The sequence below is a fragment of the Hymenobacter tenuis genome (assembly GCF_054780495.1).
The window spans coordinates 374,873-391,344 of record NZ_BAAGWF010000001.1; the positions used below are offsets into that span (position 1 = coordinate 374,873).

At 46.8% G+C, this 16,472-nt stretch carries 10 protein-coding genes and 1 pseudogene; 8 read left to right on the top strand and 3 right to left on the bottom strand.

Annotation, left to right across the window (positions count from 1 at the left end; translation table 11 throughout):
- Window positions 1-12: 12 nt before the first annotated feature.
- Both ACYVGU_RS01685 and ACYVGU_RS01690 read right to left on the bottom strand, forming a co-directional pair.
- Window positions 13-3,165, bottom strand: coding sequence for a TonB-dependent receptor (locus ACYVGU_RS01685; RefSeq protein ID WP_460620637.1), 3,153 nt, complete (start codon window positions 3,163-3,165; stop codon window positions 13-15).
- A gap of 144 nt (window positions 3,166-3,309) precedes the next feature.
- A complete protein-coding gene (locus ACYVGU_RS01690; RefSeq protein ID WP_460620638.1) occupies window positions 3,310-3,993 on the bottom strand; it encodes a C40 family peptidase in 684 nt (227 codons plus the stop codon).
- 45 nt (window positions 3,994-4,038) lie between these two features.
- Here ACYVGU_RS01690 and ACYVGU_RS01695 point away from each other — a divergent pair, with 45 nt between their 5' ends.
- The gene (locus ACYVGU_RS01695) at window positions 4,039-5,448 is read left to right on the top strand and encodes an FAD-binding oxidoreductase (RefSeq protein ID WP_460620640.1); all 1,410 of its coding nucleotides are present in this window, start codon (window positions 4,039-4,041) and stop codon (window positions 5,446-5,448) included.
- A 399-nt stretch (window positions 5,449-5,847) separates the two neighbouring features.
- Here the strand turns inward: ACYVGU_RS01695 and ACYVGU_RS01700 are convergent, their stop codons facing one another.
- Window positions 5,848-6,351, bottom strand: coding sequence for an acyl-CoA-binding protein (locus ACYVGU_RS01700; RefSeq protein ID WP_460612792.1), 504 nt, complete (start codon window positions 6,349-6,351; stop codon window positions 5,848-5,850).
- Between the two features lie 129 nt (window positions 6,352-6,480).
- Here ACYVGU_RS01700 and asnB point away from each other — a divergent pair, with 129 nt between their 5' ends.
- From asnB to ACYVGU_RS01735, 7 genes and pseudogenes are all read left to right on the top strand, one after another.
- Window positions 6,481-8,388 (top strand): asparagine synthase (glutamine-hydrolyzing), encoded by a 1,908-nt coding sequence (gene asnB, locus ACYVGU_RS01705; RefSeq protein ID WP_460620641.1) that lies wholly within the window; start codon window positions 6,481-6,483, stop codon window positions 8,386-8,388.
- A gap of 39 nt (window positions 8,389-8,427) precedes the next feature.
- Window positions 8,428-9,765: a UDP-glucose dehydrogenase family protein gene (locus ACYVGU_RS01710; RefSeq protein ID WP_460620642.1), complete on the top strand. Its 1,338-nt coding sequence runs from the start codon at window positions 8,428-8,430 to the stop codon at window positions 9,763-9,765.
- 71 nt (window positions 9,766-9,836) lie between these two features.
- On the top strand, window positions 9,837-10,823 hold the full coding sequence (locus ACYVGU_RS01715) for a UDP-glucuronic acid decarboxylase family protein (protein ID WP_460620643.1): 987 nt from the start codon (window positions 9,837-9,839) through the stop codon (window positions 10,821-10,823).
- A 1,011-nt stretch (window positions 10,824-11,834) separates the two neighbouring features.
- On the top strand, window positions 11,835-12,710 hold the full coding sequence (locus tag ACYVGU_RS01720; RefSeq protein ID WP_460620645.1) for a hypothetical protein: 876 nt from the start codon (window positions 11,835-11,837) through the stop codon (window positions 12,708-12,710).
- A gap of 23 nt (window positions 12,711-12,733) precedes the next feature.
- Window positions 12,734-13,870: a hypothetical protein gene (locus tag ACYVGU_RS01725; RefSeq protein ID WP_460620646.1), complete on the top strand. Its 1,137-nt coding sequence runs from the start codon at window positions 12,734-12,736 to the stop codon at window positions 13,868-13,870.
- A gap of 47 nt (window positions 13,871-13,917) precedes the next feature.
- Window positions 13,918-14,985, top strand: coding sequence for a glycosyltransferase (locus ACYVGU_RS01730; RefSeq protein WP_460620648.1), 1,068 nt, complete (start codon window positions 13,918-13,920; stop codon window positions 14,983-14,985).
- 1,149 nt (window positions 14,986-16,134) lie between these two features.
- A pseudogene (locus ACYVGU_RS01735) lies at window positions 16,135-16,413 on the top strand (IS3 family transposase); the annotation flags it as partial.
- Between the last annotated feature and the right edge of the window lie 59 nt (window positions 16,414-16,472).

Sequence of the window (16,472 nt, forward strand, 5' to 3'; positions counted from 1 at the left end):
GATCAGGAATGCTTAGTTGAAGCTGTAACGAACACCTAGCTGGCCCTGCCAACGTGAAGCGAAGGGAGCAATGTCGTAGCCCCGGTTGCCGTTGGCAGCGAAGGTAGCAGGGAACGAGAAGGTCGGACGAACGTTCGGTCCACCTGTCGTTTCTGGACGCAACAGTTCGATTGCGTTGTTAGCTACGAAATACTGACGGCCCCAGTCATTATTCAGCATGTTGCCCAGGTTCTGGATATCAAAGCTGATTTGCAGGCTGTTCTTTTTGCCGCCAGCAGTGAAGTTAAAGTCCTGTGCGATACGGATGTCAACCTGGTGCGTCCAGGGAGTACGAGCAGCAAAGCGCTCGGCATACTGACCACGGTTGTTACGCAGGTAAGGATCGTTCTCGATGAAAGCTTCCAGCTGATTCTGTATTTCAGCCAAAGAACGGGTGTCCGTAGAACCGCTAGTTACTAGCTGAATTTCAGCGGCATCACGCGCATTGCGGGGGATGTAGATCAGGTCGTTTCCGAAGGCGCCGTCGTTGTTCAGGTCACGTCCACCCTGGCCATACACGTAAGCAATTGGCGAACCAGCCAAGCCTTCGTAGATAACCGAGATGTTGGTAGCCAGCTTATCAGCAGCGTAGCGGAAGGTGTAACCACCCGTAGCCAGCACGCGGTGACGACGGTCGTTGGCTGAGAAGCCCAGCTCTGGGTTGTTCGGATCGAACTGTACCTGGTTAAATTGCCAGTTAGACAGAGCCGTGCTGCTAGCACCGCTGTTCACTTCTTTCGACTTGCCGTAGGTATAGGCTACCGAAGTGTTCAGACCATTGGTGAACTGCTTCTGCAACTGTACGGTAGCGTTGTAGCGGTAGCCTTTGTTCGTGTTTTCCAGTAGCAGAACGTTGGTGTAATCGTTCGGGTACACACGGCGGGCGCTTGGATACACAGGGCGCTGATCCGGTCCGGCCAGACGGCCGTTTGGAGCTACAAGGTTAATGTTCTTGTAGTAGATGTCGTTCAGCGTCTTGGTGTAGATACCTTCTACCGTGGCAACGATGTCGCCGGGCAGACGGAAGTCAACGGCCAAGTTAGAGCGCCATACCTGGGGAAGCTTGAAGTCTTCGCTTAGTACGTTGATTTCCGATGTACGAAGAGCACCTGAGCTATAAGTCGCCGGAATCTGCGAGATGTTAGTTTCAACAGTGGTCGGGTTCGGTACATCAACTGCACCTTGAATCAGGCCGCTGTTAGTGAAGCTGTTCGAAATCCATACGAACGGCACCCGACCGGTGAATACACCTGTGCCACCACGTACCTGCAGCTTCTGGTCGTTGTTTACATCCCAGTTGAAGCCTAAGCGCGGAGCCCACAGCAACTGACCGTTTGGTACGTTCTGAGTGCTGATTTTGGAGCCGAAGCCTACGTTCACTTTCTCATTGTTCCCTGGCTTGTCGAAGAAGAATGGTACATCTAAGCGTACCCCCATCGTCAGGCGCAGGTTTTCCAGCGGAGAGAATTCATCCTGGGCATAAACGCCCATCTGCATGGCGCTGAAAGAAGCCTCACCATTGTTGGCACGGGCATAAGAAGCCTGCACCCGGTTAGGCTTGCTGTCAAGGAATGCCTGTAATGTGGGGAATTCATAGTAGCCGACCCCGTTGTTGATAAACAGGTTACGGAACTTGAAGAACTCGTTGTGCGTGCCAAGCGTCAGGTTATGCTTGCCAATCGTCTTGGTCACGTTGTCCGTGAGCTCAATGATATCCTGATCCAGCTCGTTGAAACCGGAGCTACGCTCGGTACCGAAGGTGTAGAGGTTACCCGCTTCACGAATTGCGAAGGTTGGGAATAGGGTGCCGGGCGTATCGCGCTTGTCGCGGATGCGGGTGTAGCTCACCAGCAATTTGTTGGAAACACTGCCCAGGCTGCTGTTTAATTCAGCAACACTGCTGTTGGTGGTGTTATTGAATTTGTAGGCGTTGCTGCCAAAACGCAAAGCAGATGATCCACGCGTAATGTTGTCGTCGAAAGCCTCAACAAAGTTGTGACGCACCGTCAGCTGGTGGTTCTGCGACAAGTTGAAGTCTAAACGACCAAAAATCTTGTTGCTTTCCGTACGGCGGTTGATTTCGCCGAATTCACCTACGTTGTAGCTATAACGCGAAGCAGCAGTGCTGGCAATCGTGTTGATAACATTTTGATCGATACGCGAAGCAGAAGTGCCAGGTGTAAATGCTAGCGGCTCGCTGCGACGGCTAATTTCACCGTTCAGGAAGAAGAAGATTTTGTCCTTCACGATGGCGCCGCCTACGCGGGCACCCGTCTGGTAGTTATAGAACTCAGCAGCCTTCGTGCGAGGTTCAGTTACGCTTTTGCCAACGATGTTCTCGTTGCGACCGAAACCGTAGATAGAAGCCGACAGGTCGTTGGTACCGGAACGCGTTACGGCGTTGATGCCGCCACCGGTAAAGTTACCAAGTGTTACATCGTAAGGAGCCAGTACGATCTGGAGTTCCTGGATAGCATCCAGCGAAATAGGCTGAGTGCCGGATTGACCGCCGGGAGTACCGCTACCTGCCAGACCAAATACGTCGTTGTTTACCGCTCCGTCAATGGTGATGTTGTTGTAGCGGTTGTTCGAGCCACCCAGTGAGCTGCTGCCACCACCATTGGACTGGGGTGTGAGGCGAGTAAAGTCCTGCAGGCTGCGGTTCAGGGTTGGCAGGCGCTGAATCTGCTCGCGCGATACCGAAGTAGCTGCACCGGTCCGGCCCGAGTTAATTATCTGGTCGCGGGTGCCGCTCACTACTACTTCACCCAGCGTCTGCTCTGATTCGCTCAGGTTAATGTCCAGACGCTGGTTCTGGCCCAATGTCAGGAAGATGTTCTCGCGTACCGCTTCCTTGTAGCCTACGAATGAAATGCGCACGGTATAAGGACCGCCTACGCGCATGTTCTGCAAGCTAAAGCGACCTTCTGAGTTGGTAGGAGCTACGTACTGCGTGTTAGTAGGCGTGTGCACCGCAATAACTGTCGCACCGGGCAGGCCTTCGCCAGCTTTGTCGGTGATGACACCGCTCATTGCCGAGGTTGTGGCTCCCTGCGCCCAGCTTGTGTGCGCTGCCAAAACAGCCAGCGGCACCAGAGCTACAGAAGCGTAAAGATTGCGTTTCATAAAGGGGGATTGGTGAAAAAAAGAGGTATGCTGAGAAAAACTAGGTTCAAAACTAGGGCTTCAAAATTTGAATCCCATTGCGTTAATGCTGCATAGCCACAGCACCTTCACAGCTACTTTTCGGCGCAAAGGTAAGAGGGAAATTCACAATATTGGTCTTACTGCCTTAATGAATCTGCTGAGGTAGTAATCTGTCTCCAATGCGTTTTCTACAACTCCTAAGGAGCTGGAGGAGTGAATGAACTGTACACTTTCCGGAGAAGCCTCGGTGACCAAGCCGACGTGAGTTATGGTATTGCTGCCAGGTGAAGCTCCGAAAAATACCAAATCACCAGGCCGCAAGTCCTGAGGGCGTACTGGATTTCCCCAGAGAGCTTGTTCATTACTGGAGCGCGGAATGTCCACGTTGATGGCCGCGAAGGACTCATGCAGTAGTCCTGAGCAGTCCATGCCTAGCCGGGTAGTGCCACCGTATTTGTAGGGAGTACCCTGAAAGGAGCGGGCCGTTTCGATAACGGCGGATAATTGTGCGGGCACGTTAGCCGGGAATGCGCGGCCGGCAGGGCGGCGCGCTACCACTTTTCTTTTGCCAGCGGCCGTCGAGGTTTTGGATTTTGACTTTACCGTAGCGCGGGAAGTGCCGCGCTTTCGCTCCGTGGCTTTCATGCGCGCCATGTCACGCGCCGAATAATACCGGCCGTTTCGGTAGTTTACTTTGCTGGTGCTGCTACAAGCGGCCAGCCAACTCACAAGTACCAGCAAAAAGACGGCTAGAAGTGGACGATGCCACTGCGCCGAATGCCGTACCTTCGTAACGTTTTCCCGCATTGGGCGCAAAGATAAGCGTAGCGGTCATTTTACTTACGAATACTCATGGAATTTCAAGTTTTGACTCCTGCGCTACTAGCCGAGTTTGAGGCTATTGTAGGTTCTGAGCATGTATTGACAGCCCATCGCGTGGAAGCGGAGGTATACGCCGATTATGGTCGAGACCATACGGAAGACCTTCATTTTGCGCCTGATGTGGTGGTTCGGCCGGCGAATGCCGAGCAGATCAGTGCTATTGTACGCCTGTGCCATCAGCACCATATTCCGGTAACGCCCCGGGGGGCTGGTACAGGGCTGAGTGGAGGAGCTTTGCCCATCCATCATGGGCTAGTGCTGAGTACGGAGCGCCTCAACAAGATTATAGAAATAGACGAACGGAACCTGCAGGCTACCGTCGAGCCGGGCGTAGTTACAGAGGTATTCCAGAACGCCGTGAGAGAGGTGGGACTGTTCTACCCACCGGACCCCGCCAGCAAGGGCAGCTGTTTCCTAGGTGGTAATTTAAGTGAAAGTAGCGGCGGCCCTAAGGCCGTGAAATACGGCGTCACGAAGGACTACGTGCTCAATATGCAGGTAGTGCTGCCCACCGGCGACATTATCTGGACGGGAGCGAATACGCTCAAGAATGCCACCGGCTACAACCTCACGCAGCTGCTGGTAGGCTCCGAAGGCACGCTGGGAATCATTACCCGTATCGTTTTCAAGCTGCTGCCTTATCCGCAACAGAATATCCTGATGCTAGCCCCGTTCCGGCAGGAAATGCAGGCGGCCGAAGCTGTATCTGCCATTTTTAGAGCGGGTATTGTGCCTTCTGGGCTGGAGTTTATGGAGCGGGAAGCCATTGAATGGTCGTCGCGTTACCTCAATATTCCGCTTAATCTGCCGCCAGATGTGCGTGCTCACCTGCTGATTGAACTGGACGGCCAGGATCTGGATCAACTCTATAAGGAAGCCGAAGCCGTGTACGCTGTACTTGAGAACTATGATGTAGATGAGATTTTGCTGGCCGATACGGCTGCTCAAAAAGATGATCTGTGGCGTATCCGGCGCAACATCGGCAATGCTGTCCGCTACAACTCTGTGTACAAAGAGGAGGATACCGTAGTGCCGCGCGCTGAGCTGGCCACGCTCCTGAACGGCGTTAAGGAAATAGGGAGCCGCTACGGTTTCAACTCGGTCTGCTACGGCCATGCCGGCGACGGCAACCTGCACGTCAATATTATCCGTGGAGAGCTAGACGATGAGATGTGGCATAACGGACTGCGGCAGCCTATATCCGAGATATTTGAGCTGTGTGTAAAGCTGGGCGGCACTATTAGCGGCGAGCATGGCATTGGGCTGGTCCAGAAGCCCTACATCGGTATTGCCATCGGGGAGGCACAACTCAACCTGATGCGCGGCATTAAGCAAGTATTCGACCCGCATGGCATCATGAATCCGGGTAAAATATTTTAGCAGAGCCCGTGTGTATCAGTTGCCTCAGCGGAATGTTTTACCGGCCACTGATAGTGAGAATAGGAAATAAACTCTGAAGCTAACTTTCACTAGCAGCAAACCGGCTACTTAGTAACTACTACTAAGAGGACGGAAACATTCGGCACAGGCAGTTACTAGCCCCTGCGGTTGCCCAAAGCCGGATACGTATGCGCCATCTTAATCAGAAGCTTCTGGTAGGCATTTGTCATAGTGCGCCCGCATGAAATCCGGCGCCAAACCAGTGGCGACTTATCCTATGAAACACCAGTGTTAATGGAAGCAAGGCTTTAACATTGAAAGCTACCTAGTAAATGAGAAGCCCGCTTAGCACTAGCACTAAGCGGGCTTCTCATTTACTAGGTCTGAAAAAGCCGCAAACTATATATCCTTTTGCTCACCTTTTAGCGCGTCCTCACCTCCATACGGGGCGCCGGCGGTAATGTCGCCTTGTAGTCCACCCTGCGATACCCCGGGGGAGGAGTCGGGCTGACGGGAAGTGGTTGTGTTGATATCAGAGTTTACTTGGGAACCAGTAGCGGGCTGGCCGCTGCCAGTAATAACACTGGCCTGCTCGCCTACGGGCCCCGCTATTTCCTGAACTTTCTGGATGTACTGGCGTTTGGCGTCATCTTCACTGGTGCCCTTAAACCGGCTCCAGGAGTCCCACTGGGCCTGCGACATGCCTTGCGGGCCGCTCGGATTATCCGGCGAGTCGTCGCCTACAATTTCGCCCGACGTGTCGTGGTCGCCTTGGGTGGCTTGCTTGTAAAGTCCGTATAAATCGGTCATATGAGCAGCCGCCTGGTCGCCGGGTAGGTTATCAACGCGGGAAACAGCTGCTTCAAATTCTTGCTGGAGGCTCATCTGGTCTTGCAGGTTCATAATAGGGCTGGATTGTGGGAAATGAAGGGTTTTACCTGGAGTGTACTAGCGAGCCTACGCTTTAGTTGCGAGCCTAACTTATAGTTTTTAGAAACCGAAGTCCCATTAGTTCGTACTTTTGCCCGCCTTATGTGTGGAATCTCCGGAGTATTCGCTTTTACTGATACGGGTCGCAACTCACTAGCTTCGTTGCGTGCCTCAACCGACGCCATTACGAGCCGTGGCCCTGATTCCCAGGGACACTTCATGTATGAGCGGTGCGGCTTGGGCTTTCGTCGGCTAGCTATTCTCGACCTCACCGCCGATGGTAATCAGCCCATGACGGATGAGTCGGGCCGGTATACCATTGTCTTCAATGGCGAGATTTTTAACTTTAAGGAGCTGCGCCAGAAGCTGGTAAGCAAAGGCCACCGCTTCCATTCCCAAACTGATACAGAGGTAGTACTGCACCTGTATATGGCGGAAGGCCGCAACTTCCTGAAAAAGCTGAATGGCTTCTTCGACTTTGCCATCTACGACAAAGAGGAAGACTCCATTTTCCTGGCGCGTGACCGAATGGGGGAGAAGCCCCTGCTCATTTACCGCGACGAAGATAAACTGCTGTTTGCCTCCGAAATGAAGTCTTTACTTGCGTTGGGAATACCGCGTAAGCTCGATTATGTTTCGTTGAGCCATTATTTGCAGCTAAATTATATTCCGGGTCCTGCTACTATCTTCAAAGGCGTCAAGAAGCTTTTGCCAGGTCACTACCTATATGTGAAAGGCAAAAAGGTTGTGCGTAAGCGCTGGTACAAAATTCCGTACGACGCCAAAAAGACCGAAAGGAACAAACTCACCTACGAGCAGCAGCAAGCCAAGCTGGTTGATCTGCTCGATGATGCTACGGCCCGCCGCTTGGTGGCCGATGTGCCGGTAGGAGCCTTCCTAAGCGGCGGTATCGACTCATCAGTTATTGTTGCTTTGGCTACTAGGCACACTCAGCATCTAAACACCTTCAGCATTGGGTACCGCGATGAGCCTTTCTTCGACGAAACCAAGTATGCCAAGCTGGTTGCTGATAAGTACAAGACGAACCATACTGTCTTCTCGCTCACCAACCAAGATCTGTACGACCATATCTTCGATGTGCTCAATTACATCGATGAGCCCTTCGCCGATTCGTCGGCCCTAGCCGTATACATCCTTAGCAAACGCACCCGCGAAAAGGCTACTGTCGCGTTGTCCGGCGATGGTGCTGATGAGCTGTTCGGAGGTTATAACAAGCACATGGGCGAGTTTCAGGTGCGCCAAGGTGGGTTTAAAGCAGAAGCAGTCACGGGTCTGAACTTACTATGGGATGTGCTGCCCAAGTCACGCAACTCGTTTTTTGGCAACAAAGTCCGTCAGTTTCAGCGCTTCTCACGCGGTATGCTGTCCGGACCAAAAGACCGGTATTGGGACTGGGCGTCCTTTGCTTCAGAAAAAGATGCCCGCGGCTTACTAAGTGCCTCATCTCGCCGAAAAGTGGGCAAGAAACTGGCTGAAAAGCGCCGGAAAGACTTACTAGAGGACTTACACTCCGATGGAGACCTGAACGAGGTCTTGCTCACGGATACCAAGCTAGTACTGCCATATGACATGCTAACCAAGGTGGATCTGATGAGCATGGCCAATTCCCTAGAAGTACGCCCTCCCTTCTTGGATCCTAACGTAGTACAGTTCGCTTTTTCGATTCCTGTCTCTAGCAAGATTGATGGGAAGATGAAAAAGAGGATTGTGCAGGACGCTTTCCGCCCCATGCTACCCGAGGAGCTGTACAAGCGCCCCAAACATGGATTCGAAGTGCCGTTACTAAAGTGGTTTCGCGGTGAGCTACGTCCTCTAATTGAAGATGACCTGCTCTCCGACGCGTTTATCGAATCTCAGGGCATTTTTGACGTAGAAGCCATTCGTGGCCTGAAGCGCCAATTGTTTTCTTCCAGCCCCGGCGACGTGCACGCACGAATTTGGGCCCTCATTGTATTTCAGTGGTGGTGGAAAAAACACATGCTAGCTTAGTACTAGTCAACGAAAAACTTACATAACATTTCTTCAAATATGAAAATTGCAGTAGTAGGCACTGGTTACGTAGGCCTTGTCACAGGTACCTGCTTTGCCGAGGTTGGCATCGAAGTTATATGCATCGATATTGACCAACGTAAAATCGATAACCTACATAAAGGTATTCTGCCAATTTACGAGCCTGGCCTAGAGGAGATGGTCACTCGTAACGTAAATGCAGGTCGTCTCCAGTTTTCTACAAAGCTAAGCGAAGCTATCAAGGGCTGTGATGTAGCATTTATTGCGGTCGGGACCCCTCCCGGCGAAGATGGTTCAGCTGATCTGAAATATGTACTTGCTGTAGCTCGCGAAATAGGAGAGCACATGACGAGCTACGGAGTTATTGTAACTAAGAGCACAGTGCCAGTAGGCACGGCTGCTAAAGTTCGTAAAGAGATTGAGAATGCTTTGGCTAAACGTGGTGAAGACATCGAGTTCGATGTAGCTTCTAACCCTGAGTTCCTTAAGGAAGGGGCTGCCATTGACGACTTCTTGAAGCCAGACCGTATAGTTGTTGGAGTTGCTTCTGAGCGTGCGGAAGAAGTGATGAGCCGTTTGTATAAGCCCTTCCTGCTGAATGGACACCCAATTATCTTCATGGATATCCCTTCAGCCGAGATGACGAAATACGCAGCCAACTCAATGCTGGCTACTAAGATTTCGTTTATGAACGATATTGCTAATCTCTGCGAAATTATGGGCGCTGACGTGAACATGGTCCGTAAAGGCATTGGTTCTGATGCGCGTATCGGCACCAAGTTTATCTACCCAGGTATCGGATACGGAGGATCATGCTTTCCAAAGGACGTGAAAGCTCTAATTAAGACTGCTTCTGAAAATGGCTATCAGATGCAGGTACTGCAAGCAGTTGAAAGTGTAAATGAAGGCCAGAAGGAAGTGCTTTTCAACAAAGTGATGAAGCATTTCGGCGGTAACCTCAAAGGTAAAAAGATGGCTGTTTGGGGACTATCATTTAAGCCTAAAACAGATGATATGCGTGAGGCACCATCTCTTGTAATCATTGAAAAGCTGCTCGCAGAAGGATGCACAGTTTCGGCTTATGATCCAGTTGCTATGCCTGAGGCGAAACACACCCTCGCTGATAGCATCACATATGCCAAAGATCAATTTGACGCACTGGTTGATGCTGATGCTTTATTAGTAGTGACTGAGTGGCCTGAGTTCCGGTCGCCTTCCTTTGAGGTTGTAGGGCGCCTACTAAAAGAAAAGGTGATTTTTGATGGTAGGAACATATATGACCCTCAGGAAATGCAGGAAGCCGGCTTTGCCTACCACTGTATTGGAATTCGCACAGCACACCATGAGCCTGCATAAACCAACTGGAGTGCTCATCAAGTAATTGGTTAGCTTACTTCATTAGGTGTTCAACTTGACTTAAAAAAAATATGTCTGATAAAAAACGCGTCCTGATTACGGGCGGTGCGGGCTTTTTGGGCTCCCATCTCTGTGACCGATTTCTTGCCGAAGGCTACCATGTCATTGCCATGGACAACCTTATCACCGGTGACCTGAGCAATATCGAGCACCTGTTCGGCAAAGAAGACTTCGAATTTCATCACGCCGATGTATCGAAGTTTGTGTTCGTGCCTGGCAAGCTAGATTATATCCTGCATTTTGCCTCGCCCGCTTCGCCTATTGACTACCTCAAAATTCCGATTCAGACGCTGAAAGTAGGCTCACTGGGTACTCATAACTTGCTAGGCCTGGCTCGTGTGAAAGGTGCCCGTATGCTTATTGCTAGCACCTCAGAGGTATATGGTGACCCGGAGATTCACCCTCAAGTAGAAGAATACTTTGGCAACGTAAATCCGGTAGGCCCGCGTGGCTGCTACGACGAAGCCAAGCGCTTTCAGGAAGCCATTACGATGGCCTACCACAATCACCACGGTCTAGAAACCCGCATCGTTCGTATCTTCAATACCTATGGCCCACGCATGCGCCTCAACGATGGCCGTGTGTTACCGGCGTTCCTGAGCCAAGCCCTACGTGGCGAAAACCTAACAGTATTTGGTGACGGCTCGCAAACCCGTTCCTTCTGCTATGTTGATGATCTGGTCGAAGGTATTTATCGCCTACTACTGAGCGACTATGCTCTGCCCGTGAACATCGGCAACCCTGATGAAATCACCATTAAGGAGTTCGGCGAAGAAATTGCAAACCTAATGGGCGTTGAGTTCAAGCCCACCTACCAAGAACTGCCTCAGAACGACCCCATGAAGCGTAAGCCGGATATTGCCAAGGCACGTGAAATTCTTGGATGGGAACCAAAGGTTAATCGTGCAGAAGGGTTACGCCGCACGCTGGAATATTTTAAAGAGCATGTGCAGACTGCTATCGAGGGCCAAATCAGTCATACTCCTCGTACATTTTAATAGCCCTTGACATTAGCAGAAAAAGCTATACGCATGTTGCGTATAGCTTTTTCTGCTAATGTCAAGGGCTATTAATTAAATGAAGGGCTGCATAAATTAGAAGATCTACTTAATGTATGTTTACGCATAGGGATAATAAAATTGTCCTATATTAATTAGATGTTGTATATATCATTCATGTTAAATATATATTTAACATGAATGATATTATTATAATAATTGGTATTAATAATTGGTATTAATAATTGGTTAGAAGCTAAGTGGCGACTATTAGTAATTTTTTCAGCAGTATTCCACACGCTTTTTCAATAAGGGAATGACAGCTGTCAAAGTGCTTACTTATTTACATGTTATAACATTGGGGCAACGCACTTACAATAGATTGCTATGTATTTTACAAAACTTAAATTTTTCTTAAAACACAGAGTTTATCAGAGAACATACTAAGGCTACTGACATAAACATCGGACGGTGATGGTATCTCTGGGCCAAGTGCCTTAACGACACCATCAGCCGCTTGCGGCATTATACAGACGACTGGCCGAACACTACTTCATGTTCAATTCACCCACAGAAGCTTACAGCACTTTATCAAATTCTAACATTTGATTATGATACAGGTTGGGGTATAGTAGAGTTGTGACTTGTCATTTTTTGCCCTATACACAATGGGTGCCTGTGACGCTGGTTTAATGAGTATTATCCACTCAATTACATGGCACTTGATCAATTTGCACGTGACGTATATGGTCAACATTGAGAGATGGCCTAATATTTAGGCCGGTCCGTTAAGCATATGCTGCTGCATTCCTTTTCGGTAAAGGGTATAAGTGGCACGGAAAAATAAACTAAAAAACGACTATTTTATTACGACTAGCTTTATAAGCACTTAAACTTTATATCTAAATTTATTGCGAATGTACCCTATCGATATAGTATCTTTGATTCAACATTTTCTAATGTTAAAATTGCATATAAGTAAACAGGTTTTTAATTGATAATTTTTTTTTCATGCAGCAGATAAAGGTTGGGTTTTGCGTTGCTTATGATTGGTACTATTTAGAGCAGTCAGTGCCGCTCATATATGATCATGCAGATGTCATATGCTTAGCTTTAGACAGAGATCGTATTAGTTGGTCTGGAAATCCCTTTACCTTCGATGAAAAGAAGTTTAATGATATGCTTGTACGAATAGACCCATTGAATAAAATTGACTTATATGAAGATGATTTTCATATAACTACACTTACTGCGATGGAAAATGATACTAGGCAACGTAACTTAATTGCTCAGAGGATGGGTAAGGGTGGATGGCATGTCCAAATTGATTCTGATGAATATTTCTTGGATTTTGCTAGATTTAGCAGTTGGCTACGGATGCAACACCATGATAGACCAGTTAATATCAGGTGCCAATATATTAATTTGTTTAAACAATTATCAAATTCATTCTTGGTTACAGGGAATAATAACTACTTTAAATTAGATGGTAATCCGATAGCCACTAATAACCCTATTTATGAATACGCTCGTGTTAATAGTTGGTTTAATATATATGCTCCTTTTTATATACTTCACCAGTCTTGGGCAAGGCCACATAAAGAAATTACTGAAAAAGTATACAATTGGAGTCATAAAGATGATTTTAATAAGGAGAATTATTTAGATTTTTGGGCTGGTCTTGACGAAAATAATTATAAAAGCGCGAAGAATTTTCACCCTATATGGCCGCATAAATGGGAATTTCTAAATAATATACCTGCTAATTCCATTGATCAGTTAATTTCTTATTATGATAGAAATCCTCCTTATATTCCAAGTGCAATCCGTTTGTTCTTGCAAAATAATATATGGTTTTCTAGATTGAAAAGTATTTTTGGGGTGTAATTTTCATTTTTCTTTCAATAATAATGGGAATAAAACATAGACTCAGTATATACGCCAAGATGGTTAAATCATGGCTTGAAATAAGTAAGAGTAAAAAAAACATCGGTTTATATTCTGAAGATATAAATTTTGTTTTAAATAGTAGGAGATTAGAAAGGGTGCATATTTTATTATTTTATTTTATTGATATATGCAAGATTAATTCTGTATTAAAAAATAATGCTTTGCACTTATCATCATTTATTAATTTTTATGATAATTTAATTAAACTGAAATCAGTTATAATTGCAAATAATATTTCAAAAAAACCAATTTTGAGTATTTGTGATACCGGTATTGCGATGGAGCGAATTGACAAAGATTCTAAAGTATTTAAAATTGATATAAATTGTTTTGAGTATGTTAATGGCAAAGTAACTCTGAAAAAAGATTTTCCTTTAATGCCTTATGCTATGCATCCTGATATATACAAGAATGGACAATATGAATCTATATTTTCTCTGAGGAGTACCAGAAAAAAGATTAAAATATTTTTTGCTGGTAATATCTCTGATATATATTATAATAATGATATTTTGAATAAAGTATTTAATATTATGACCCGTTGGGAAATTGTAAACAACTTGAAAATGGGTTTGTTGGATCATTTAATTGAGAAATTCAATTATAAAAAACATATAATTGAATCTGATTTTACTAATAAATTGGTTTTAAATGTATGGGATCAAAATGAAAAATTAAATAGCGAGAGTCATATCCCTTACTCCGAATGGTTGGCAACAATATCCAAATCTGTTTTTTTTCTTCATTGTCCTGGAATTTCTGTTCCGCAATGCCATAATCAAATAGAATCAATTTCAGTTGGCTGCATACCAATAACAGAATTCCCAGATATGTTTGATCCGCCATTAATAGATGGCTTTAATGCTATTACTTTTGAAGGAGAAGAGGGTTTAATTGCTGCAATTACAAGGGTGCTTAATTTGAGCAAGGAAGATTGTGAGATTATGAAAAACAATGTGATTGATTATTATGATAACTATTTATCTCCTCAAAAATTTTTAAATAAATTATTAGAATTTAGTGTAGATAATACTTGTAATAAATTCTACGTAATTAGCGATTATTCTACAGAGGGGATACAGAAACAATTGAAGTAAAATTTGATATTTTCATTCAACAAAGTTTTCAATTGTGCGCTCTAATTATGCCTGAAGTCGGAATGTCGGTTCTTTTGTGTACCTTTAATGGTGCATCGAGGTTGCCAAGAGTTTTAAGTCATTTGGCTGAACAAAACATTAGGGCCAATATTCCTTGGGAAGTCATTCTGGTGGATAATGCTTCAACTGATGATACTAGCAGTGTTGCTATAAATTACTGGAAGGATCTTGGCGCTACGGCGGAATTAAAAGTATTCTATGAGCCGAAACCTGGTAAGCCTGCTGCACTAAAAATTGCTCATTCTCAAGCCAGTTTTACATACATATGCATTGTTGATGATGACAACTTCCTGAATACAGATTATCTACAATTAGGTTTTGATATTTTACATAATAATGAGAGAATAGGTATTTTAGGCGGTCGTAACGATGCGGCATTCGATTCTAATGCTCCAGATTGGTTCTCCGCATTTCAAGGTATCTATGCAGTTGGTACACCAGAAATTATGTTAGATGGTAAAGCAGTGCCGATGCCTGATGGAGAAGTAAAAGATAGAGTCTTATGGGGAGCCGGGATGTTTATGCGTAATTCTGTCTGGCACGAAATGAACTACTATGGTTTTAAAAGCTTGTTTGAGGGTCGCAAAGGTGAAAGTGTTAAAAGTCTAGTTGGAGGAGAAGACGATGAAATATGCTATGTTGCCAAATTGCTTGGTTATAAAATATGGTATTGCTCAGATTTATTTTTAATACATTATATGACTCCTTCAAGGCTTAATTTTAAATACTGTATAAAATTGTATTATTCTTCCGCGAATGTAATGACAAGATTATATGCTTATCAAAATGCGTTATTAAATAAATATAATCAAAGTATAATTTTATTGATATTAAAAGATGCTTCGTACACGGCCTTGCCTATTATAAAACAAATTGTAAGTATGAGATATTTCAAGGCTCTCTTGCTTAATAAAAAAAATGAAATTATGAACTTTAATAAACAGGTTATTGTATTACTAGACTTTGTGCTAAAATTTAAGTTGGTTTTTTGTTATTACAGGCAAGTAAAGGAATTTCAAAAAAGAATTAAGTCATCAAATAACTTTGTAGTATAATAAGTTTTTGGTGATCTTTATTTTTACCTATTACGCTGTTTTATTTTTGGTTTAAGATATGTAGTTGCACTCCTGTGAAAAAAATCTGCACTCTAAATTTATAGGCTTGTCCTTACAGTGTAGTAATATAGCTGAATCGGTCAGTGAGAAGTCTTATCTTCCACTGCTCGTGACCGAAAAACTGAACCTTGGTGGGCTGACAACCACCCGCAAGAAATGTACCCCCGCTTTTAAAAAGTGGAGTGCGTGTACCAAATGGCGGCTGGCACTCGGTTAAGTGTTGTAGCCCGTTCCCAGCGTTGTTGGACCGCTGGCAGCGACAGGCGCTGGAACAAGCCGTACCCAGTAGCGCCGAGCGCGAGGAGATTAAGTGGCTGCGCGCCGAACTCAAGCCGTAGAAATGGATCGCGATGTGTTTAAACAGTCGTGAACATCTTTTTCCAACAGCTTTAGTCAGGAGCAAATACTAGTTCATTCAGGCGTGCACAGAGCCGTAGCCCCTGCATGCACTCTCCCGCTCGTTAACCGAAAGCACAGCTGGCTTTTGCTAGTGGCTGCAGCGGCCCGCCCTCACGTAGGTACCTTGTAACGCAGCAGCTCAGGAGGCCTTTGCGCGCATGCCGGCCGCTACGGTACTTGCCGGTTACGGACCGAATTACGCACCGAAGGCCACGTCATCGGCCGGTATACCATCCGTGCATAACTGCATCGGCAGGGGGTAAGGGCGTTAAGCACGCGGCCCAACGCCCGTGCACGCGGTGGCCGACACGGCGGCCGTTATAACCGAAAATCGGCTGCTGGGCCAGCCGGCTCCAACGGCCCCCAATCAAGTGTAGGTGGGCGATATCACGTACCTGCCTTAGTCAGCGGGCGCTGGTGCTATCTGGCTTGATGCCTGCTCGCGGCGCGTGCTGTGCTGACACCTAGCCAGCCACGCAGATACCCAGCGAACTCGTGCTCCACGCTCTGAAATAAACTCTGACGCTGCGCCAGCCCGCGCCGGGACTCATCGTCCACGCGGAACGAGGAAGTCAGTATACGTGTGTGGACTGCCGCGCTCGCATCGCCGCCGGCGGGGCCGTACCCAGGCTTCAGCCAGCCGGGTACCCCTACGACAACGCCTAAGCCGGCTAGAGCACGCTCAAAACTGAATTGCTGCCCGGTGGTAGCCCGTTCGCCTCACTGGAAGAGGCTAGCCTTGAAGTCGCCTACTACTTCGACACTTACTGCAACTTGGACCGCCGCCACTCCGCCTTGGTCTATCGCTCACCGCATCAATTTGAAGGCGACATCCAAATCAGCTTATCTCACTTTCTGTTTTTACTGGACCACATCAGTAATCATTCCCAAAAGTTTGAGCTGAGTTCTGAAGCTAGTGATATTATCCTTCTCGGCGCTGCTTTGCACTTCAAACTGTCCCTAACATAACCAGCCACATCCGTCTGCCATTACCCGCAGCTGCCCAGCAACTTTACTATGTCTTAAGG